Raw genomic sequence first — 20,161 nt, forward strand, 5'->3', positions numbered from 1 at the left:
ATGATAAGTAATCAAAACGAGAGGGTGATAATTCGATGAAATGCCCGAAATGTAATTCGACTCATTCTCGTGTTGTAGACTCTAGACATGCAGATGAAGTTAATGCGATTCGACGAAGAAGAGAATGTGAAAAGTGTAGTACGAGATTCACAACTTTTGAACATATAGAAAAAAGACCACTCATTGTAGTAAAAAAAGATGGTACGCGAGAACAATTTTCACGTGAAAAGATTTTAAATGGATTGGTGCGTTCATGTGAAAAAAGACCAGTCCGTTATCAACAATTAGAAGATATTACGAATAATGTTGAATGGAAGTTACGTGATGAAGGACATGCAGAAATTTCTTCAAGTGAAATTGGAGAGCATGTAATGAATTTACTTATGCACGTAGACCAAGTGTCGTATGTAAGATTTGCATCTGTATATAAAGAGTTTAAGGATGTAGATCAACTATTACAATCTATGCAAGGTATTTTAGCTGGAAATAAACGGAGTGATTCTTAAATGGGGTTACAATCATATGATTATGGTTTGAGACCACATGATAATTTTACTGTTGTGCGCAATTTCTATTTGAACAGTAAGCATTTAGAAATTTTAAATAGATTGTTTACACCAATGATTGGTGCAAATGCAATTGGTTTATATCATTATTTGAATCAGTTTGTTGAATATGAAACGGATTCTGTATTGACGCACTATATAATTATGAGTGAGTTAAAGATTAATTTATTAGAATTTAGAAAAGATATGGACTTATTAGAGGGAATTGGTTTAGTTAAAACATTAGTGAATCATGATGCGCAGCATTCGTCTTTTGTTTATCAGCTTGTCCAACCACCATCAGCAAAACAATTTTTCAGTGATCCAATGTTATCAGTGTATTTGTTTAGTGAAGTAAGCAAACAACGCTATCAACAATTGAAACGCCATTTTGAACATAAAAAGCAAATTGACTTTAGCAAGTATCAAGATGTGACACGAAATTTCACTGATGTGTTTAAAGTACCTAACAAGTCATTAGATGACAATACAAATGAAATCCAAAGTGAAACGGCATATGAAGGTTTAAACTTGTCACAAGTGCACTTTGATTTTGAAACATTATATGATTTATTGCAAAACCACTTTATCAGCACAAAAATTATTGATAAAGAAGCCAAAGCTTTAATTACACAAATCGCGACTTTATATGGTTTGACGCCGGAGCCGATGAAACGTATCATTTTAAAATCGATAACAAGCGCGCAAGAACTTTCGTTTGAAGAATTAAGAAAACATGCAAGAACTTATTATTTGATGGAGCATGAACAACAAATGCCATCTTTAAATATCAAAACTAACAATTATGCAGATAGTACAACTCAAGCTACTCAAGTGCAGAATAACAACCAAACGCAAGATGAGGAAAAATCTGTTACTTGGCTAAAACAATTAGAAGAAACAAGTCCCATAGATATGTTAGCGTCTTGGTCAGAATCTGAACCAACAACACAACAAAAGTATATGATTGAAGAATTAGTAGAACGTGAACAATTGTCATTCGGTGTCATTAATATACTGTTACAATTTGTGATGTTGAAAGAAGATATGAAGCTACCGAAGACTTACATTTTTGAAATAGCATCAAATTGGAAGAAAAAAGGCATCAAAACAGCTGAACAAGCATATAATTATGCGATAAAAGTGAATCAACCTAAGACGGAAAACAAATCATCTAAGTCTTATTATAAACAAAAACAATTAGCATCGAGAGAAATGACACCTAAATGGTTAGAAGAACGAGATAATAAAACAGAAACTGACACTTCAAATAATAATGAAGATGATGAAAAATTGAAGAATGATAGAGAACAGTTTTTAAATCAACTTAAAGATAGATGGAAGGAGGACAAGTAGATGAAACCATTTAATCAAATTATGGGTGATTCAAATGATTTATCAAAAAAAATTGCCAAGATAAAAAAAGATGTCGTCAATGATCCAGACGTTAAACAGTTTTTAGAGTCGCATAAAGCTGAACTGACAAATGCGATGATAGATGAAGATTTGAATATTTTACAAGAATATAAAGATCAAGAAAAGCGTTATGATGGTCATAAACTAAAAGACTGTCCCAATTTTGTGACAGGTCATATTCCTGAATTATATATCGAACATAATCATATAAAAATTCGCTATTTACCTTGTCCTTGTAAAATTAAACACGACGAAGAACGGTTTAATAAACATTTAATTACATCGCACCATATGCAACGTGACACACTAGACGCAAAACTTGAAGATATATATATGGATAGAAGAGATCGATTAGATGTCGCAATGGCTGCTAACCAAATTTGTGAAAAAATAACAAATAAAGAGCCCCAAATTAAAGGTTTGTATTTACATGGCCCATTTGGTACTGGTAAATCATTTATCCTTGGCGCAATTGCAAATCAATTAAAAACTGAAAAAATTCCATCTACAATTGTTTATCTACCAGAATTCATCCGTTCACTTAAAGGCGGATTTAAAGATGGTACTTTTGAAACGAAACTCTCTAGAGTAAGAGAAGCAAATATATTAATGTTAGATGATATAGGTGCTGAAGACATTACACCATGGGCAAGAGATGAAGTGATTGGCCCACTGTTACATTATCGTATGGTTCAAGAGTTACCTACATTTTTCAGTTCTAATTTAAGTTTTGAAGAATTAGAATATCATCTCTCTGTCACGCGAGACGGCACAGAAAAAACTAAGTCTGCAAGAATCATGGAAAGAATCAAAACATTATCAACACCATATTTCTTAGAAGGAAAAAATTACAGGAACGATTGAAATCTAAAATAAATGTTGTATAATATAATTAAATCTAAATCATAACAAATGAAATGAAGACGAGATGAATAAGCCACTACTTTACAGAGAACCAGTAAAAGATGAGATGCTGGTAAGTAAGTTTATTCATTACTACTTCATAATTGATGTTGTAATGAACATCCGGCTCAAGACCGTTATCTTACGTAGAGTAAAGTTATTACATCATAACTTTAATTTAGGGTGGTACCGCGAAGACCTCGTCCCTTTTTAGGGATGGGGTCTTTTTGTTTTTGAGTCTAATTCAGTATAAACATCATTTCATTTTGATTTAAGTGCTTGAATAAATAGGAGGGTTTTTATGGAGCAAATAAATATTAAATTTCCAGATGGCAATTCAAAAGTGTTTGATAAAGGTACAACTACAGAAGATATTGCACATTCTATAAGTCCAGGATTAAGAAAAAAAGCTGTAGCTGGTAAATTAAATGGACAACTCATTGATTTAACTAGACCAATTGACGAAGATGGCTCAATTGAAATCGTTACACCTGGTTCTGATGAAGCGCTAGAAGTATTACGTCATTCTACTGCACATCTTATGGCACAAGCCTTAAAACGCCTCTATGGTAATGTTCATTTTGGTGTTGGTCCGGTAATTGATGGTGGATTTTATTATGACTTTGATATGGAAGAAAGTATTTCATCAGATGATTTTGAAAAAATAGAAAAAACAATGAAACAAATTGTTAATGAAAACTATCCAATTGAACGTAAAGTGGTTTCTAGAAATGAAGCTAAATCATTTTTCTCAGACGACCCATATAAGCAAGAATTAATCGATGCTATTCCAGAAGATGAAAATGTGACTTTATATTCCCAAGGAGAGTTCACTGATTTATGTCGTGGTGTTCATGTACCATCTACTTCTAAAATAAAAGAATTTAAATTATTATCTACAGCTGGTGCTTATTGGCGTGGAAATAGTGACAATAAAATGTTACAACGTATATACGGCACAGCATTTTTCGATAAAAAAGAATTGAAAGCACATTTGAAAATGTTGGAGGAACGCAAAGAGCGTGATCACCGTAAAATTGGCAAAGATTTAGAACTATTTGCTAACAACCCTTTAGTAGGTGCAGGTTTGCCACTTTGGTTGCCTAACGGTGCTACAATTCGTCGTGAAATTGAACGTTATATTGTAGATAAAGAAGTAAGTATGGGTTATGACCATGTTTATACTCCTGTAATGGCCAACGTTGATTTATACAAAACATCAGGTCATTGGGACCATTATCAAGAAGACATGTTCCCAACAATGAAATTAGATGAACATGAAGAAATGGTCTTAAGACCAATGAACTGTCCGCACCATATGATGATTTATGCAAATAAACCACATTCATATCGTGAATTGCCTATTAGAATTGCTGAATTAGGTACTATGCATCGTTATGAAGCGAGTGGTGCGGTTTCTGGTTTACAACGTGTCCGCGGAATGACATTAAATGATGCGCATATTTTTGTACGTCCGGACCAAATTAAAGAAGAGTTCAAACGTGTTGTAAATTTAATTGTTGATGTATACAAAGATTTCAACTTTGAAAATTATAAGTTCCGTGTAAGTTATAGAGATCCTGAAGATAAAGAAAAATATTTCGATGACGATGACATGTGGAATAAAGCAGAAAGTATGTTGAAAGAAGCGGTAGACGAACTTGGTTTAGATTATGAAGAAGCAGTAGGCGAAGCAGCCTTCTATGGTCCGAAACTTGACGTACAAGTTCAAACTGCTATGGGCAAAGAAGAAACATTATCTACAGCCCAATTAGACTTCTTGTTACCAGAGAAATTTGATTTAACTTATATTGGTAATGATGGAGAACAACATAGACCAGTAGTCATTCACCGTGGTGTAGTATCTACTATGGAACGTTTCGTCGCATTCTTAACTGAAGAAACAAAAGGTGCATTCCCTGCATGGTTAGCACCAAAACAAGTAGAAATTATACCTGTTAACGTTGATTTACATTATGATTATGCTAGACACATTCAAGACGAGCTTAAATCTCAAGGTGTAAGAGTTGAAATTGATGATCGTAATGAAAAAATGGGTTATAAAATTAGAGAAGCACAAATGCAAAAAATACCTTACCAACTCGTTGTAGGGGACAAAGAAGTAGAAAACAATGAAGTAAATGTACGAAAATATGGTTCCCAAGATCAAGAAACGTTAGAAAAAGAAGAATTCATTTGGAATTTACTCGATGAGATTAGATTGAAAAAACAAAGATAGTCTTGAAACTCTTGAAGAAATCATGTATATTACAGAATAGTGAAGTTAGTTCACATTCATATTAAAATTAAATTTGAGTTAGAGGTTGCATTTTCAATGAGTAATTATTCAGAAGCCGAATGGGGCATATGTTGAATAATAGAAAGGTGAAGATGCCGAAACTTGTATTGTCCATTAACTATACAGGTTGGGCCAGTTATCGAAAGAAACTGGACTGTCACATATGTGATGTGCTACCTATATAAATGCTATTATTAAAATGGTTGCATATCTAATAGGTATGCAACCATTTTATTTTTAGTCAAATGGATTATCATAAATACGTTAACGGGAAAGAGCGAAAATTATAATTGTTGTGTAATTCCATATAGTTAATTACAATGAACTACTGCTCAAACTATAAATAGTATGAATCTTAATCATATAGTAAGTTAACCTCTATATTTAAGGAAGGGAAGCGTCTATGGCAAAACAAGTGAATCAAAATGATGGTGTTCAAAGGGGGCTGAAAGATCGCCATATATCCATGATTGCAATTGGAGGTTGTATTGGGACTGGTTTATTTATGACTTCTGGTGGTGCAATACATGATGCAGGTGGTTTAGGTGCGCTCTTAGCCTTCGCAATCATTGGAGCAATGGTATTCTTCCTCATGACTTCTCTAGGAGAAATGGCAACATATTTACCAGTGTCAGGATCATTTAGTACATATGCTACACGTTTTGTTGATCCATCTCTAGGATTCGCATTAGGTTGGAACTATTGGTTTAACTGGGTAATTACTGTTGCAGCCGATGTAACGATTGCTGCACAAGTAATACAGTATTGGACACCAATGTCAGGTATTCCAGCTTGGAGTTGGAGCTGTCTATTCTTAATTATTATATTTGGACTGAATGCATTGTCCGTTAGAGTATTTGGCGAAAGTGAATATTGGTTTGCTTTGATTAAAGTAGTTACTGTGATTATCTTTATTGCAATCGGTTTATTGACAATAGTTGGTATCATGGGTGGAGAGTTTGTTGGTTTTGACACGTTCACTCAAGGTAGTGGTCCTATTTTAGGTGATGGCTTTGGAGGAAGTATCTTAGCGATTTTAGGTGTGTTCTTGGTAGCAGGCTTTTCATTCCAAGGTACTGAACTTATTGGTATTACAGCAGGAGAGTCTGAAAATCCAGAGCGCGCGGTTCCTAAGGCAATTAAACAAGTGTTCTGGAGAATATTGATATTCTATATTCTTGCAATCTTTGTAATTGGTATGTTGATACCATACGATAGTCCATCACTTATGGGTGGCGGAGATGATATTTCAACTTCACCATTTACACTTGTATTCCAAAATGCAGGGCTAGCATTTGCAGCCTCATTCATGAATGCTGTTATACTGACTTCGGTATTATCAGCAGGTAACTCAGGTATGTATGCTTCAACACGTATGCTATATTCAATGAGTAAAGATAAGCTTGCATATCCTATATTTGGTAAAACAAATAGAAGTGGTGTACCGTATGTATCATTACTCGCTACAGCAGTAATCGTAGTAATTATCTTTGTATTACAACATTTAAGCGGTGACGCTTATGAATATATCGTTGCTGCAAGTGGTCTGACTGGTTTTATTGCATGGGTTGGTATTGCAGTCAGTCATTACAGATTTAGAAAAGCTTTTGATAAACAAAACTATGATAAATCAAAATTAAAATATAAAGCTAAATTATTCCCATTCGGGCCTATTTTTGCAGGTGTCTTGTGTGTACTTGTAATTATTGGACAAGATGTTGATTTCATCCAATCAGGAGATTTTGATCTCAATAGATTTGTTATCACATATATGGGTATTCCAGTATTCTTAGCATTCTTCATTTATCATAAACTACGTTATAAAACAAAAATAATACCATTAGAACAAGTGGATTTAAGACAAAATGTTAAAATGGACGATAAATAAATAGAAAAGTTGTTGACTTGCTAATGAATTGTTGCTAAGATAGGTAATGTTGAATACGAAACGAACCAAGTAGAAGCTCCCGCTTCTCACCTGTTGCGACACTAATAGTAGTTGGCAGGTCTATATACATACGACATTGTTGTGTGTAAAGAAGAGCGGGTATATTATATACTCGCTCTTTTTCTTGGGATAATTTCGTAAAAATCTTGGAGGTGTCAACCATAGCAAAAGATCAGACTCAAGTTAACGAAAAGATTCGTGCAAAAGAATTACGTTTAATCGGACATGACGGAGAACAGATCGGTATTAAATCTAAAGCAGAAGCTTTAGAAATGGCAGAGCGCGTAGAACTCGATGTAGTTATTATGTCGCCTAACGCTAAACCACCTGTTGCGAAAATCATGGATTATGGTAAGTACAAATTCGAACAACAGAAAAAAGAAAAAGAAATGAAGAAGAAACAAAAAGTTATTAACCTTAAAGAAATTCGTTTAAGTCCAACAATTGAGGAACATGATTTCCAAACTAAATTGAAGAACGGACGTAAATTCTTAGAAAAAGGCGACAAATGTAAAGTTTCAATTCGTTTCAGAGGGCGTGCTATTACGCATAAAGAAATTGGTCAACGCGTATTAGAAAAATTTGCAGAAGAATGTAAAGATATCGCTACAATTGGGCAAAGACCTAAAATGGATGGACGCCAAATGTTCATCATGCTTAACCCACTTAACGAAAAATAAAAAGATACTACAGGAGGAATTGAATCATGCCTAAAATGAAAACACACCGTGGAGCAGCAAAACGTGTTAAAAGAACTGGTTCAGGTAAATTAAAACGTTCTAGAGCTTTCACTTCACATATGTTTGCAAACAAAACAACTAAACAAAAACGTAAATTACGTAAAGCTTCATTAGTGAGCAAATCAGATATGAAACGCGTTAAACAATTATTAGCTTATAAAAAATAAGTAACGACAGATAAAAAAGATTGAAGATATTTTGAGGAGGAATTTATTATGCCACGTGTTAAAGGTGGAACGGTAACAAGAGCTCGTCGTAAAAAGACGATTAAATTAGCTAAAGGTTACTTTGGTTCAAAAAGAACTTTATATAAAGTAGCAAAACAACAAGTAATGAAATCAGGACAGTACGCATTCCGCGACCGTCGTCAAAGAAAACGTGATTTCCGTAGATTATGGATTACACGTATTAATGGAGCTGCACGTCAACATGACATGAGCTATTCAAGATTAATGAACGGTTTGAAAAAAGCTGGAATCGATGTTAACCGTAAAATGCTTTCTGAAATTGCTATTTCAGATGAAAAAGCTTTCGGTGAATTAGTTGCTAAAGCTAAAGACGCTTTAAAATAATTCTCAAATAAAGAGATGTACAATTCGTACATCTCTTTATTTTTGTATCTATTAACGTTTTGATAAATAACTATCATTTGATAAAATGGCTTAGAAGCCATATATGAAGGAGAAATTTATGTCTAAATTTGATGAAATGATTACGGTAGTACCAAGAACAATTTTATTTAATAGTGAAAAGAATCAATTTAACGGTTTTCTTGATAAAAATTCTGAAAAGGGTCAAGATATCTTTGACGCACTTTCAAAGTATGAAATTAAGCGTCGTGGAGATATGGAGGAAGATCCGACATATAAACAATTGGTATCTTATTGTATTTTAGAAAATGAGAATGATGAAATTTTAGTGTATGAGAGATTAGCAGGTGGTGGAGAATCACGTTTGCATGGTCAATCTTCAATCGGTGTCGGTGGACATATGAACGATGTAAAAGGTGCTGAATCTATCAATGAAGTATTGCGCATTAATGCACAAAGAGAACTTGAAGAAGAAGTAGGTCTGTCAGATAGTAAAACACAAAATTTAGCATACATAGGTTTTATTAATGATGATACAAATGAAGTTGGCGAAGTTCATTTAGGTGTAGTGTTCAAAATTAAAGTGAATAGTAATGATGTTGAAGCTAAAGAAACAGATACTTTAAAAATAAAATGGGTGAATCAAAGTAAAATAGATAATTATGATGATTTTGAAACATGGAGTACGTTAATATTACAGTCAATACAATAGAGGTGCATAAAAATGTCTGATATCATTCCCTTTCCACGTTCAAAAGATAAACTAATAAGAGAAATCAAACAATCTTTTAACAATAATGAATTAGATCAAATGTATGACCTGTTTGAAGATTTTGAAAAACAATTTGAATTAGATGAGCAAATGTCTCTATTGAAATGTGCCATGTTATACAAAATGGGACATTATCTTGAATTGCGTGAAGAAGCTATTATTTTACTGAAACAAGGTATTACTAAGTATGATGACCTTATGGTTTATTATGTAAAAAGTTTAAACGGGTTAGGACAATATTTTGAAGTCGTTGACGTCATTAATCAAATTATTGATGAAGTCAATGATCATAAAACGAGAATGGAACTATTTCCATTAAAAGAATATGCCCTAAGTCAAATTGATAAACATAATGCGCATGCAGCAGAAATGCTCCGTGATTTTGAGTCGTTGTCATTACGTGAACAAATTAGTACAATCTTAACTTTAATAGATCATAATCAGTATCGTTATCAAGAAACAGTGGTAAATATTATTAATGAAATTGAACTTGCACCGAATGTTGTGAGTATAATGCTTGAATATTTACGTTTTGCCGGATACAATCAAAACATTCGTGTTCAGAAATTTGGTTATACAGTTGAAGTGAATCCAAATCATCTTTCCGGTCTTGAACAAACGCTGTTTAAGATTAAAATTATTCCAGAAGTCATTAAGCAAATGGAAGATGATGCAGCACAAATTGTAGAAGAAGCACTTCATCTTATGAACAACCATGCTATTTTACTTTACCCGTTAGACATAGAGAGCATAGCATCTGAAAATGAATGGATTGAAGCTTACACAAACTATTTCAAATCAATGTTAGGTTTAGAAAGCTTAGACACAACTAATACTATTGTTAATTTAATTACTTCAATTGATATGCATGAATAATTAATGTTTAAATTTTTGGGTAATTAATAATAGTAGTAAAATAATAATTAAATTAATTTCAATTATTCATTCAATATTATTTGTAAACTCAGTGTTTGTGTAGAGCATTGACGTATGATATAATAATGAAGTTGAAAAAATAAAATAGGATATTCATGGAGGTTTTTATACATGACAGCAACTTGGGAAAAAAAGGAAGGTAACGAAGGAGTATTAACCGTTACAGTTCCAGCAGAAAAAGTAGACAAAGCAATTGATCAAGCTTTCAAAAAAGTAGTTAAACAAATAAACGTGCCAGGTTTCCGTAAAGGGAAAGTACCTCGCCAAATTTTTGAACAACGCTTTGGCGTAGAAGCACTATATCAAGATGCCGTTGATATCTTATTACCAGAAGCTTATGGTGAAGCTATTGACGAAACTGGAATTAAACCAGTTGATCAACCAGAAATCAATGTAACTACAATGGAAAAAGGTAGCGATATGACATTCGAAGCGAGTGTAGTAGTTGAACCTGAAATTGAGTTAGGAGACTATAAAGGTCTTGAAATTGAAAAACAAAATGTTGAATTAACTGAAGAAGAATTACAAGAATCAATTGATCACCAATTAGGTCACTTAGCTGAAATGGTAGTTAAAGAAGATGGTGCTGTTGAAGATGGTGACACAGTTAACATCGACTTTGATGGTTACGTTGATGGCGAACAATTTGAAGGTGGACAAGCTGAAGGCTATGACCTTGAAATTGGTTCAGGTTCATTTATTCCAGGATTCGAAGAACAATTAGTTGGTGTTAAAATTGGAGAAGAAAAAGATGTTACTGTAACTTTCCCAGAAGAATACCATGCTGAAGAATTAGCTGGAAAAGAAGCTACTTTCAAAGCTAAAGTAAATGAAATTAAATATAAAGACGTTCCAGAACTAACAGATGAGATTGCGAATGAATTAGACGCAGAAGCAAACACTGTTGATGAATACAAAGAAAACTTACGTAAAAAACTAACTGAGCAAAAAGAAACTGACGCTGAGAATAATCAAAAAGAAGAAGCAATTAGCAAAGCATCAAATAATGCTTCTGTTGAAATTCCAGACGCTATGATTAACACTGAGTTAGATCGTATGGTTCAAGAATTTGGACAACGTATGCAACAACAAGGTCTTAATTTAGAAACTTATTACCAAATTTCTGGTCAAGATGAGTCGCAATTAAGAGAACAAATGAAAGATGATGCAGAAGAACGTGTTAAAACAAACTTAACATTAACTGCTATTGCTGATGCAGAAGAAATTGAAGTAACTGAAGCTGATATCGATAAAGAACTAGAAAAAATGAGTGGACAATTTAATATGTCAGTAGAAGATATTAAACAAACACTTGGTAATACTGATATCGTTAAAAATGATGTTCGTATCCAAAATGTTATCGATTTATTAGTTAAAGAAGCAAAATTAGTAGAACCATCTAAAGATGACACTGAAGCGTAACTAAATATAAAAAGAGCAAATTATTTTGTGAATTATATGTTGGTCGTTTAATATAGTAAACCAGTAGCAGATGCATTCAAATAATGTATCTGCTACACTATTTTTAAAGCAAATAACTTGTGAAAGTTGTAAGTTGCATATTAAAATGCTATTTAGTATAGTCTTTAGGGAATAGGGGTGTAAATAGAATGTTCAAATTCAACGAAGATGAAGAAAATTTAAAATGTTCTTTCTGTGGCAAAGACCAAGATCAAGTTAAAAAGCTAGTTGCAGGAAGTGGCGTTTATATTTGTAATGAGTGTATTGAGTTATGTTCAGAAATTGTAGAAGAAGAATTAGCTCAATCGGAACCTGAAGGGTTAACTGAATTACCAACTCCAAAAGAAATTATGAACCAATTGAATGATTATGTAATCGGTCAAGAAAAGGCTAAGAAATCATTAGCTGTAGCTGTTTACAATCATTATAAACGTGTACAGAATTTAGGACCAAATGAAGATGAAGTTGAATTACAAAAAAGTAATATCGCTTTAATTGGACCTACTGGTAGTGGTAAAACACTTTTAGCACAAACATTAGCTAGAACATTAGACGTACCTTTTGCAATTGCTGATGCTACAAGTTTAACTGAAGCTGGTTACGTAGGTGACGATGTTGAAAACATCTTACTACGCTTAATGCAAGCAGCTGATTTTGATATTGATAAAGCTGAAAAAGGTATTATTTATGTCGATGAAATTGACAAAATAGCTAGAAAATCAGAAAATACATCTATTACTCGTGATGTATCTGGTGAAGGTGTACAACAAGCACTGCTTAAAATATTAGAAGGTACAACTGCAAGCGTACCACCGCAAGGCGGTCGTAAGCATCCTAACCAAGAGTTAATTCAAATTGACACAACTAACATTTTATTTGTTCTTGGTGGTGCCTTTGATGGTATAGATGAAGTAATTAAACGTAGATTAGGTGAGAAAGTAATCGGATTTGCAAGTAGTGAAGCTTCAAAATATGATGAAGATGCAATACTTGAACAAATCAGACCTGAAGATTTACAATCTTACGGTTTGATTCCAGAATTTATCGGTCGTGTTCCTATTGTTGCTAACTTAGAAACATTAGATGTAGACGCCCTGAAAAATATTCTAACTCAGCCTAAAAATGCTTTAGTGAAACAATATACTAAAATGTTAGAGCTTGATGATGTAGAGTTGGTATTTACTGACGAAGCATTATCTGCAATCAGTGATAAAGCAATTGAACGTAAAACAGGCGCACGTGGTCTTCGTTCAATTATAGAAGAAGCGTTAATTGATATTATGTATGACGTGCCTTCATCTGAAGGTGTTGTAAAAGTCGTGATTACAGAAGAAACAATTAATGAAGAAAAAAATCCTGAACTATACGATAAAGAAGGCAACCTTGTAAACAAGGAACAAACTTCTGCTTAAATTAGGTGAATCGAATGCCCTAAGTTGTATATATGCAACTTAGGGCATTTATTTTTAAAAAGAAAGTATAGGTAAAATAAAAATACATATTCATATAAGTCATAGTGTAATATAATAAACAATGAGTTAAGAAGAAAAGAGGGACGATAATGAAAGTTAATCCTAATGAAATAGAATTATTAATTAGTGCAGTAAAACCGGAACAGTATCCAGAAACCGGTTTAAGTGAAGTTGGCCTAAGTGGTAGATCTAACGTAGGTAAGTCAACGTTTATCAATAGTATGATTGGTCGAAAGAATATGGCAAGAACATCTCAACGACCTGGTAAGACACAAACACTTAATTTCTATAATATAGATAATCAACTTGTATTTGTTGATGTGCCTGGTTATGGCTATGCGAAAGTAAGCAAATCGCAACGTGAAGCATTTGGTAAAATGATTGAAAGATATATTTCACAAAGAGAATCATTGAAGCTTGTAATTCAACTTGTTGATTTACGACATAACCCAACAGAAGACGATATTATTATGTACAATTATCTTAAATACTATGAAATTCCAACACTAGTTGTAGCTACGAAAGAAGATAAAATTGCTAAGGGTAAAGTACAGAAGCATTTAGCGAAGATTCAGCAAAAATTAGAAATGGAAGCTGAGGACGAGATTATAAGCTATTCTTCAATTAAAAAAGACAAACAACAAAAAATATGGGATATGATTGAAAGTTATTTGTAATCATTACATTGAAGAAATATGTTTTGCTATAAATAGGTTGAATTTAGTACAATTATGTCAACATTTTGAATGTAAATTAGAAGAATTATAATTTACTCGAGCAAGATGGTTAACTCATGTCGTAATTGTGTTATAATTTACTTATTGTAATATGTATGGAGGGCGTTATAAATGCATTTAATTGCGGTTAGCATAAATCATCGTACAGCAGATGTAGCATTGAGAGAAAAAGTTGCTTTTAAAGATGATGCCATACGTTCAGCCAATGTTGATTTATTTGAAACAAAATCTATTTTAGAAAATGTTATATTATCAACTTGTAATCGCACAGAAGTATACGCAGTTGCGGATCAAATTCATACAGGTCGTTATTATATACAACGATTTTTAGCGAGATCTTTTGGATTTGATGTTGAAGATATTAAAGAAATGACTGAAGTAAAAGTGGGGGACGACGCAGTAAATCATTTATTGCATGTTACTTCAGGCTTAGATTCTGTTGTTCTTGGTGAAACTCAAATTCTTGGACAAATTAGAGATGCATTCTTATTAGCTCAAGAAGAAGATACAACAGGTACTATATTTAATCATCTTTTTAAACAAGCAATTACTTTTGCGAAAAAAGCTCATAATGAAACAGATATTGCAGACAATGCAGTAAGTGTTTCTTATGCGGCTGTTGAACTAAGCAAAAAAGTATTTGGCAAAATTGACAACAAGCAAGCTTTGATTATTGGTGCAGGGGATATGAGTGAATTGTCACTCTTGAATTTAATTGGTTCAGGTGTCACAGATATTACAGTTGTTAATAGAACATTGAGTAAAGCTCAAAAATTAGCAATGAAACATCATGTGAAATTTGAATCAATGGAATCATTACCAAAACTTTTAGCTAATGTGGACATTGTTATCAGTTCAACAAGTTCAGACGAATATATTGTGACAAATGATATGATGCGTTCTATTTCAACAGAACGCAAAAGTGATTCACTTGTTTTAATAGATATTGCTGTTCCAAGAGACATAGAACCTAATATTAATACAGTTCAAGATGTATTTAATTATGATGTAGATGACTTGAAAGGATTAGTGGATGCTAATCTTAGAGAACGTCAAATAGCAGCAAATGACATTATGCAACGTATCCCTGGTGAGATTGTAGCACATAACGAATGGGTAAGTATGTTAGGTGTTGTACCTGTTATTCGTGCCTTAAGAGAAAAAGCTATGAATATACAGGAAGATACTATGAATAGTATTGATAGAAAATTGCCTGCACTCAGTGAGAGAGAACGTAAAATCATTTCAAAACATACTAAAAGTATCATAAATCAAATGTTGAAAGATCCAATCAAACAAGCAAAAGAATTGAGTAATGATAGAAATAGTAACGAAAAATTAGAGCTGTTTCAAAACATTTTTGACATTGAAGCTGAACAAGCTTATGAACCTAAAAAAAGAAGAAGTGAAGTGCCAACTAGTCAAATATTAAGTTTTGAATAAGCATATGCAAATGGTGATAATATGCAAGAATTTTCATTTATAAGATTAAATGAACTTATATTATTAATTTATTTATTTAGTATTGCTTGTTACTTTTTTGATTTTGTGAAAAAGCATTATAAAGTTAGAAAAATTGGTTTTGTTACATTAGGGATTGTTTGGGTGTTACAAACAATCTCTTTATCTATTTATGCTAATGTAACGAAACAGATTCCATTAGGTAATGTTTTTGATGTATTTTTTGCATTAGCTTGGTTGATTATTTCTATTTCTATAGTGATTAGTGTGATCAAGCAAATAAATTTTTCGATATTTTTATTTAATTTAATTGGTTTTGTATTAATTGCTATAAATACGTTTCAACCTATGCATTATCAGAGTGCAGGAGATAAATTAAGTATTATAAACGAATTGTTAATAGTACATATTGCCTTTGCAATTATAAGTTATGCCCTGTTTGCTTTTGCATTTGTTAATTGTATATTATATTTAATACAGTATAAAAATTTAAAGCAAAAAAGATTTAATCAAAAATATTTTAGAATCGGTAGTGTAGCTACACTAGAACAAGTTGTGTTTTATAGTAGTCTAATTGGTTTTATATTTATCATATTAAGTATCATTTTAGGTACACAATGGGGTATAAATACTTTAGGATTACACATATTGAATGATCCCAAAGTAGTGATGTCTATAATTATTGCATTGCTGTATGGTATATATATCATCTTTAGAGTAAGACATACGTTAAGCAAACATAATTTGATTTATTTTAATCTCAGCTTATTTTGCTTAAGTATGATTAATTTGATTTTTGCTTCTCATATATCCGATTTTCATCAATGGACAGGAATATGATTACAGATAGAAAAGGTTAATTGTTAAATATAGTCATTTCTAGGAGGTTGCGCCTGATGCGTAAGTTAATCGTTGGTTCACGTAGAAGTAAGTTAGCTATAACACAAAGCCAACAATTTATTGAAAAATTAAAAGCTGTTGATCCAGAATTAGATATTGAAATTAAAGAAATAGTAACAAAAGGTGACCGTATTATAGATAAACAATTATCTAAAGTAGGCGGTAAAGGGCTGTTTGTAAAAGAAATTCAAAATGAATTATTTAATCATGGTATAGATATGGCGATACATTCCTTAAAAGATGTGCCTAGCGTCATACCAGAAGGATTAACTCTAGGTTGCATACCAGATCGTGAAAATCCATATGATGCGTACATTGCTAAGAATCATGTCCCTTTACATGAACTTCCTGATAATAGTATCGTAGGTACAAGCTCTTTACGCCGTGGTGCTCAAATACTTGCGAAATATCCTAAATTACAAATAAAATGGATACGAGGCAACATTGATACACGTTTAAGTAAGTTAGAAACTGAAGATTTTGATGCAATTTTACTTGCAGCTGCCGGTTTGAAACGTATGGGCTGGTCAGATGATATCGTGACAACTTATTTAGATAAAGAGACTTTAATACCAGCCATTGGACAAGGCGCATTAGGTATTGAATGTCGTGCGGATGATGAAGAGCTGTTAGCATTACTTAAGCAAGTTCACAATGAAGATGTAGCGGATTGTGTTACTGCTGAAAGAACATTCTTAGAGCGTATGAACGGCAGTTGCCAAGTTCCAATCGGCGGCTATGCTACGAAAAGTAATGATGGTACAATCGAATTCACAGGCTTAATTATGTCTCCAGACGGTAAAGAACGTTATGAGCATACTGAGCGTGGAGAGAATCCAGTTGAAATCGGTGAAAAAGTAACTGAAGTTTTAAATGCACAAGGTGCATATGAAATAATAAAGGCACTAAACGAAGAACAATAATCGTTTGAGGTGAAAATAATGAGACCAGTGATAGTAATGACACAAACTAGTGAATTTAACAAAGAAGATACATGTATTCTACACAAGCCCTTCATAGATGTAGAGCCTTTATCCTTTGATTTGAATTTGCTAGATGTTAACTATGACTGGCTTATTTTTTCGTCTAAAAAAGCTGTGAAACATTTTCAATCATATTTACATAAGTTAAATATACAAAAAATTGCAGTAATTGGTGAAAAAACTGCTGATTATTGCAAAACTTTAGGTCTAGATGTTTCGTTTTGTCCCACAGATTATTCACAAGAAGGTTTTCTTGAGGAGTTTGAAGCGGTAAAAGGCAGTCGCATTTTACTACCATCAAGCGCAGCAGCAAGAACCTTATTACAAAATGGTTTAAAACAGCAAGGTTATTTAGTTAGAAAAATTGACTTATATAAACCTGTTCCACATACTGAGAATATAAATGAAGTCTTAAATCTCATAGCTGAAAATAAAGTAGATGCTATTACTTTTGCGAGTTCCTCAGCTGTGCGATATTTTTTTGAAAGTCATCACTATATACCTTTTAATAATTATTTTGTCATTGGTCAACAAACATTGGACACATTAAATACATTTAATGTTCAGGGCACGATGGCAGAAATTCAAACTTTAGAATCATTAATTCAAAAAACTTTAGAAAGTTGGGAAGATAATGCAATTTGATAGACACAGAAGATTACGTAGTAGTAAATCACTAAGAAACATGGTGAGTGAAACGCACGTTCGCAAAGAAGATTTAATTTATCCAATCTTTGTAGTTGAACGTGATAATGTGAAAACAGAAATTAAATCTATGCCTGGCATTTACCAAATTAGTTTAAATTTATTAGGTGAAGAAATTAAAGAAGCGTATGAATTAGGTATAAGAGGCATCATGTTTTTTGGTGTGCCAAATGAAAAAGATGAAGTTGGTACAGGTGCTTATGATCATAACGGCATCATTCAAGAAGCAACAAGAAAAGCGAAGTCTATGTACAATGACTTATTAATCATTGCGGATACGTGTTTATGTGAATATACAGACCATGGTCACTGTGGTGTGATTAATCATGAGACGAAAGATGTTGATAATGATAAGTCACTACCATTACTTGTTAAGACTGCAATTTCTCAAGTTGAAGCTGGTGCTGACATTATTGCGCCAAGTAACATGATGGACGGATTCGTTGCTGAAATTAGAGCGGGTCTAGATGAAGCTGGTTATTATAATGTGCCAATTATGAGTTATGGCATTAAATATTCTTCTAGTTTCTTCGGTCCATTCCGTGATGCAGCAGAATCTGCACCACAGTTTGGTGATCGCAAAACATATCAAATGGATCCTGCAAATAGAAGAGAAGCACTTAGAGAGCTTGATAGTGATTTAAACGAAGGAGCAGACATGATGATTGTTAAACCTGCTCTAAGTTTCTTAGATATCATTAGAGATGTTCGAAATACTACAAACGTACCTGTAGTCGCTTATAATGTAAGTGGAGAGTATAGCATGACAAAAGCAGCAGCGCTAAATGGCTGGATTGATGAAAAAGCGGTAGTTATGGAACAAATGATTTCAATGAAGCGTGCAGGCGCAGATTTAATTATTACGTATTTTTCAAAAGATATTTGTAAATATATTGATGAACAATAAGGAGGTTATTTAGAATGCGTTACACAAATTCTGAAAAAGCGATGGTAAAAGCTGAACAATTGATGCCTGGCGGTGTCAATAGTCCAGTAAGAGCTTTCAAATCAGTAGATACACCAGCAATATTTATGGACCATGGTGAAGGTTCAAGAATATATGATATTGATGGTAATGAATACATCGATTACGTTCTAAGTTGGGGACCATTAATTTTAGGACATAAAAACAAGCAGGTGATTGATAAAATTCATGAAGCAGTGGATAAAGGGACAAGTTTCGGTGCTTCCACACTCCAAGAAAATAAATTAGCCGAACTCGTTATTGATCGTGTGCCATCTATTGAAAAAATACGTATGGTGTCATCTGGTACTGAAGCAACACTTGATACATTACGCTTAGCACGTGGTTATACTGGTCGTAATAAAATCATTAAATTTATCGGTTGTTATCATGGTCATAGTGACTCACTATTAATCAAAGCAGGGTCTGGCGTCGCAACACTTGGTTTACCTGATTCTCCAGGTGTTCCTGAAGGTATTGCAAAAAATACAATCACAGTCCCATATAATGACTTAGATGCGCTAAAAGTCGCATTTGAAGAATTTGGAGACGATATTGCTGGTGTTATAGTAGAACCTGTAGCTGGTAATATGGGCGTTGTACCTCCAGTTGAAGGATTTTTACAAGGCTTAAGAGACATCACTACAGAATATGGTTCATTGCTTATTTTTGATGAAGTGATGACAGGGTTTAGAGTTGGATACAATTGTGCGCAAGGTTACTTCAATGTAACACCAGATTTAACTTGTTTGGGTAAAGTAATCGGTGGTGGCTTGCCTGTTGGTGCTATTGGTGGTAAGAAAGAAATTATGGATCAAATTGCGCCAGCTGGTGATATTTATCAAGCTGGTACGTTATCAGGGAATCCATTAGCTATGACAAGTGGTTATGAAACACTAAGTCAATTAACTCCTGAGTCATATGATTATTTTAATAAATTAGGTGACAAATTAGAAGAAGGTTTGAAAGAGGTCTTTGCAAAACATCATGTGCCAATCACTGTAAATCGTGCTGGTTCTATGATAGGATATTTCTTAAATGCAGGGCCGGTTACAAACTTTGAACAAGCAAATAAGAGCGATTTAGAATTGTTTAGTCAAATGTATAGAGAAATGGCAAAAGAAGGCGTATTCTTACCGCCTTCCCAATTTGAAGGAACATTTCTTTCAACAGCGCATACAGAAGCTGATATTGAACAAACAATACAAGCATTTGATACTGCTCTAAGTCGAATTGTATAAAGTTTATTTTTAGCCCGAACAACCATGTGTTGATCGGGCTCTTTTATATGTAAAGTACAATGAAGTATAATGATACCTATGAAAGTTG

19 protein-coding genes, 1 riboswitch and 1 other annotated feature are annotated in these 20,161 nt (G+C 33.1%); all 19 genes read left to right on the plus strand.

The features are described from left to right. Positions 1-35: 35 nt before the first annotated feature. The 19 genes from nrdR to hemL all read left to right on the plus strand — a co-directional run bounded on the left by nrdR (position 36) and on the right by hemL (position 20,073). Positions 36-506, plus strand: a complete 471-nt coding sequence (gene nrdR, locus PYW44_RS05855; RefSeq protein WP_021339089.1) for a transcriptional regulator NrdR — start codon at positions 36-38, stop codon at positions 504-506. After that, on the plus strand, positions 507-1,901 hold the full coding sequence (locus PYW44_RS05860) for a replicative helicase loading/DNA remodeling protein DnaB (protein WP_021339090.1): 1,395 nt from the start codon (positions 507-509) through the stop codon (positions 1,899-1,901). Continuing rightward, positions 1,902-2,825: a primosomal protein DnaI gene (dnaI, locus tag PYW44_RS05865; protein ID WP_021339091.1), complete on the plus strand. Its 924-nt coding sequence runs from the start codon at positions 1,902-1,904 to the stop codon at positions 2,823-2,825. It abuts the gene before it with no gap. 340 nt (positions 2,826-3,165) lie between these two features. After that, a complete protein-coding gene (gene thrS / locus PYW44_RS05870; RefSeq protein ID WP_002507375.1) occupies positions 3,166-5,103 on the plus strand; it encodes a threonine--tRNA ligase in 1,938 nt (645 codons plus the stop codon). 71 nt (positions 5,104-5,174) lie between these two features. After that, positions 5,175-5,347, plus strand: a riboswitch (Lysine riboswitch). Positions 5,348-5,566: 219 nt separating this feature from the next. After that, entirely contained in the window at positions 5,567-7,051 is a 1,485-nt protein-coding gene (locus PYW44_RS05875; protein WP_021339092.1) for an amino acid permease, read from the plus strand. A gap of 61 nt (positions 7,052-7,112) precedes the next feature. Continuing rightward, positions 7,113-7,241, plus strand: a sequence feature (ribosomal protein L20 leader region). A gap of 22 nt (positions 7,242-7,263) precedes the next feature. After that, complete coding sequence (gene infC, locus PYW44_RS05880) at positions 7,264-7,791, plus strand: translation initiation factor IF-3 (RefSeq protein WP_002507377.1); 528 nt, start codon at positions 7,264-7,266, stop codon at positions 7,789-7,791. Positions 7,792-7,817: 26 nt separating this feature from the next. Beyond that, on the plus strand, positions 7,818-8,018 hold the full coding sequence (rpmI, locus tag PYW44_RS05885) for a 50S ribosomal protein L35 (RefSeq protein WP_002507378.1): 201 nt from the start codon (positions 7,818-7,820) through the stop codon (positions 8,016-8,018). A 48-nt stretch (positions 8,019-8,066) separates the two neighbouring features. After that, complete coding sequence (gene rplT, locus PYW44_RS05890) at positions 8,067-8,423, plus strand: 50S ribosomal protein L20 (RefSeq protein WP_002507379.1); 357 nt, start codon at positions 8,067-8,069, stop codon at positions 8,421-8,423. 118 nt (positions 8,424-8,541) lie between these two features. Then, on the plus strand, positions 8,542-9,153 hold the full coding sequence (locus PYW44_RS05895) for an NUDIX domain-containing protein (RefSeq protein ID WP_021339094.1): 612 nt from the start codon (positions 8,542-8,544) through the stop codon (positions 9,151-9,153). Positions 9,154-9,165: 12 nt separating this feature from the next. Then, on the plus strand, positions 9,166-10,089 hold the full coding sequence (locus PYW44_RS05900; RefSeq protein WP_021339095.1) for a hypothetical protein: 924 nt from the start codon (positions 9,166-9,168) through the stop codon (positions 10,087-10,089). A 171-nt stretch (positions 10,090-10,260) separates the two neighbouring features. Continuing rightward, a complete protein-coding gene (gene tig / locus PYW44_RS05905; RefSeq protein ID WP_002507382.1) occupies positions 10,261-11,571 on the plus strand; it encodes a trigger factor in 1,311 nt (436 codons plus the stop codon). 188 nt (positions 11,572-11,759) lie between these two features. Further along, positions 11,760-13,022 (plus strand): ATP-dependent Clp protease ATP-binding subunit ClpX, encoded by a 1,263-nt coding sequence (gene clpX, locus PYW44_RS05910; RefSeq protein ID WP_002507383.1) that lies wholly within the window; start codon positions 11,760-11,762, stop codon positions 13,020-13,022. Positions 13,023-13,171: 149 nt separating this feature from the next. After that, on the plus strand, positions 13,172-13,759 hold the full coding sequence (gene yihA, locus PYW44_RS05915; protein ID WP_002507384.1) for a ribosome biogenesis GTP-binding protein YihA/YsxC: 588 nt from the start codon (positions 13,172-13,174) through the stop codon (positions 13,757-13,759). 171 nt (positions 13,760-13,930) lie between these two features. Further along, positions 13,931-15,262 carry a glutamyl-tRNA reductase gene (hemA, locus tag PYW44_RS05920; protein WP_021339096.1) on the plus strand — a complete coding sequence of 444 codons (1,332 nt, stop codon included), beginning with the start codon at positions 13,931-13,933 and terminating at the stop codon, positions 15,260-15,262. A gap of 21 nt (positions 15,263-15,283) precedes the next feature. Continuing rightward, positions 15,284-16,120 (plus strand): cytochrome c biogenesis protein, encoded by an 837-nt coding sequence (ccsA, locus tag PYW44_RS05925; protein ID WP_002507386.1) that lies wholly within the window; start codon positions 15,284-15,286, stop codon positions 16,118-16,120. 56 nt (positions 16,121-16,176) lie between these two features. Beyond that, positions 16,177-17,103: a hydroxymethylbilane synthase gene (hemC, locus tag PYW44_RS05930; RefSeq protein WP_021339097.1), complete on the plus strand. Its 927-nt coding sequence runs from the start codon at positions 16,177-16,179 to the stop codon at positions 17,101-17,103. Between the two features lie 18 nt (positions 17,104-17,121). Continuing rightward, positions 17,122-17,808, plus strand: a complete 687-nt coding sequence (locus tag PYW44_RS05935; protein ID WP_002507388.1) for a uroporphyrinogen-III synthase — start codon at positions 17,122-17,124, stop codon at positions 17,806-17,808. Further along, positions 17,798-18,775 carry a porphobilinogen synthase gene (gene hemB, locus PYW44_RS05940; protein WP_021339098.1) on the plus strand — a complete coding sequence of 326 codons (978 nt, stop codon included), beginning with the start codon at positions 17,798-17,800 and terminating at the stop codon, positions 18,773-18,775. The genes PYW44_RS05935 and hemB overlap by 11 nt, the downstream gene beginning before the upstream one ends. Positions 18,776-18,789: 14 nt before the next feature. Continuing rightward, positions 18,790-20,073 (plus strand): glutamate-1-semialdehyde 2,1-aminomutase, encoded by a 1,284-nt coding sequence (gene hemL / locus PYW44_RS05945; RefSeq protein WP_064782850.1) that lies wholly within the window; start codon positions 18,790-18,792, stop codon positions 20,071-20,073. Positions 20,074-20,161: the final 88 nt, after the last annotated feature.

The organism is Staphylococcus equorum, assembly GCF_029024965.1.
GTDB classification, from domain to species: domain Bacteria; phylum Bacillota; class Bacilli; order Staphylococcales; family Staphylococcaceae; genus Staphylococcus; species Staphylococcus equorum.

Coding starts and splice junctions, on each gene's coding strand:
- nrdR (WP_021339089.1), top strand. CDS start 36: ATGAAATGCCCGAAATGTAATTCGACTCATTCTCGTGTTGTAGACTCT.
- PYW44_RS05860 (WP_021339090.1), top strand. CDS start 507: ATGGGGTTACAATCATATGATTATGGTTTGAGACCACATGATAATTTT.
- dnaI (WP_021339091.1), top strand. CDS start 1,902: ATGAAACCATTTAATCAAATTATGGGTGATTCAAATGATTTATCAAAA.
- thrS (WP_002507375.1), top strand. CDS start 3,166: ATGGAGCAAATAAATATTAAATTTCCAGATGGCAATTCAAAAGTGTTT.
- PYW44_RS05875 (WP_021339092.1), top strand. CDS start 5,567: ATGGCAAAACAAGTGAATCAAAATGATGGTGTTCAAAGGGGGCTGAAA.
- rpmI (WP_002507378.1), top strand. CDS start 7,818: ATGCCTAAAATGAAAACACACCGTGGAGCAGCAAAACGTGTTAAAAGA.
- rplT (WP_002507379.1), top strand. CDS start 8,067: ATGCCACGTGTTAAAGGTGGAACGGTAACAAGAGCTCGTCGTAAAAAG.
- PYW44_RS05895 (WP_021339094.1), top strand. CDS start 8,542: ATGTCTAAATTTGATGAAATGATTACGGTAGTACCAAGAACAATTTTA.
- PYW44_RS05900 (WP_021339095.1), top strand. CDS start 9,166: ATGTCTGATATCATTCCCTTTCCACGTTCAAAAGATAAACTAATAAGA.
- tig (WP_002507382.1), top strand. CDS start 10,261: ATGACAGCAACTTGGGAAAAAAAGGAAGGTAACGAAGGAGTATTAACC.
- clpX (WP_002507383.1), top strand. CDS start 11,760: ATGTTCAAATTCAACGAAGATGAAGAAAATTTAAAATGTTCTTTCTGT.
- yihA (WP_002507384.1), top strand. CDS start 13,172: ATGAAAGTTAATCCTAATGAAATAGAATTATTAATTAGTGCAGTAAAA.
- hemA (WP_021339096.1), top strand. CDS start 13,931: ATGCATTTAATTGCGGTTAGCATAAATCATCGTACAGCAGATGTAGCA.
- ccsA (WP_002507386.1), top strand. CDS start 15,284: ATGCAAGAATTTTCATTTATAAGATTAAATGAACTTATATTATTAATT.
- hemC (WP_021339097.1), top strand. CDS start 16,177: ATGCGTAAGTTAATCGTTGGTTCACGTAGAAGTAAGTTAGCTATAACA.
- PYW44_RS05935 (WP_002507388.1), top strand. CDS start 17,122: ATGAGACCAGTGATAGTAATGACACAAACTAGTGAATTTAACAAAGAA.
- hemB (WP_021339098.1), top strand. CDS start 17,798: ATGCAATTTGATAGACACAGAAGATTACGTAGTAGTAAATCACTAAGA.
- hemL (WP_064782850.1), top strand. CDS start 18,790: ATGCGTTACACAAATTCTGAAAAAGCGATGGTAAAAGCTGAACAATTG.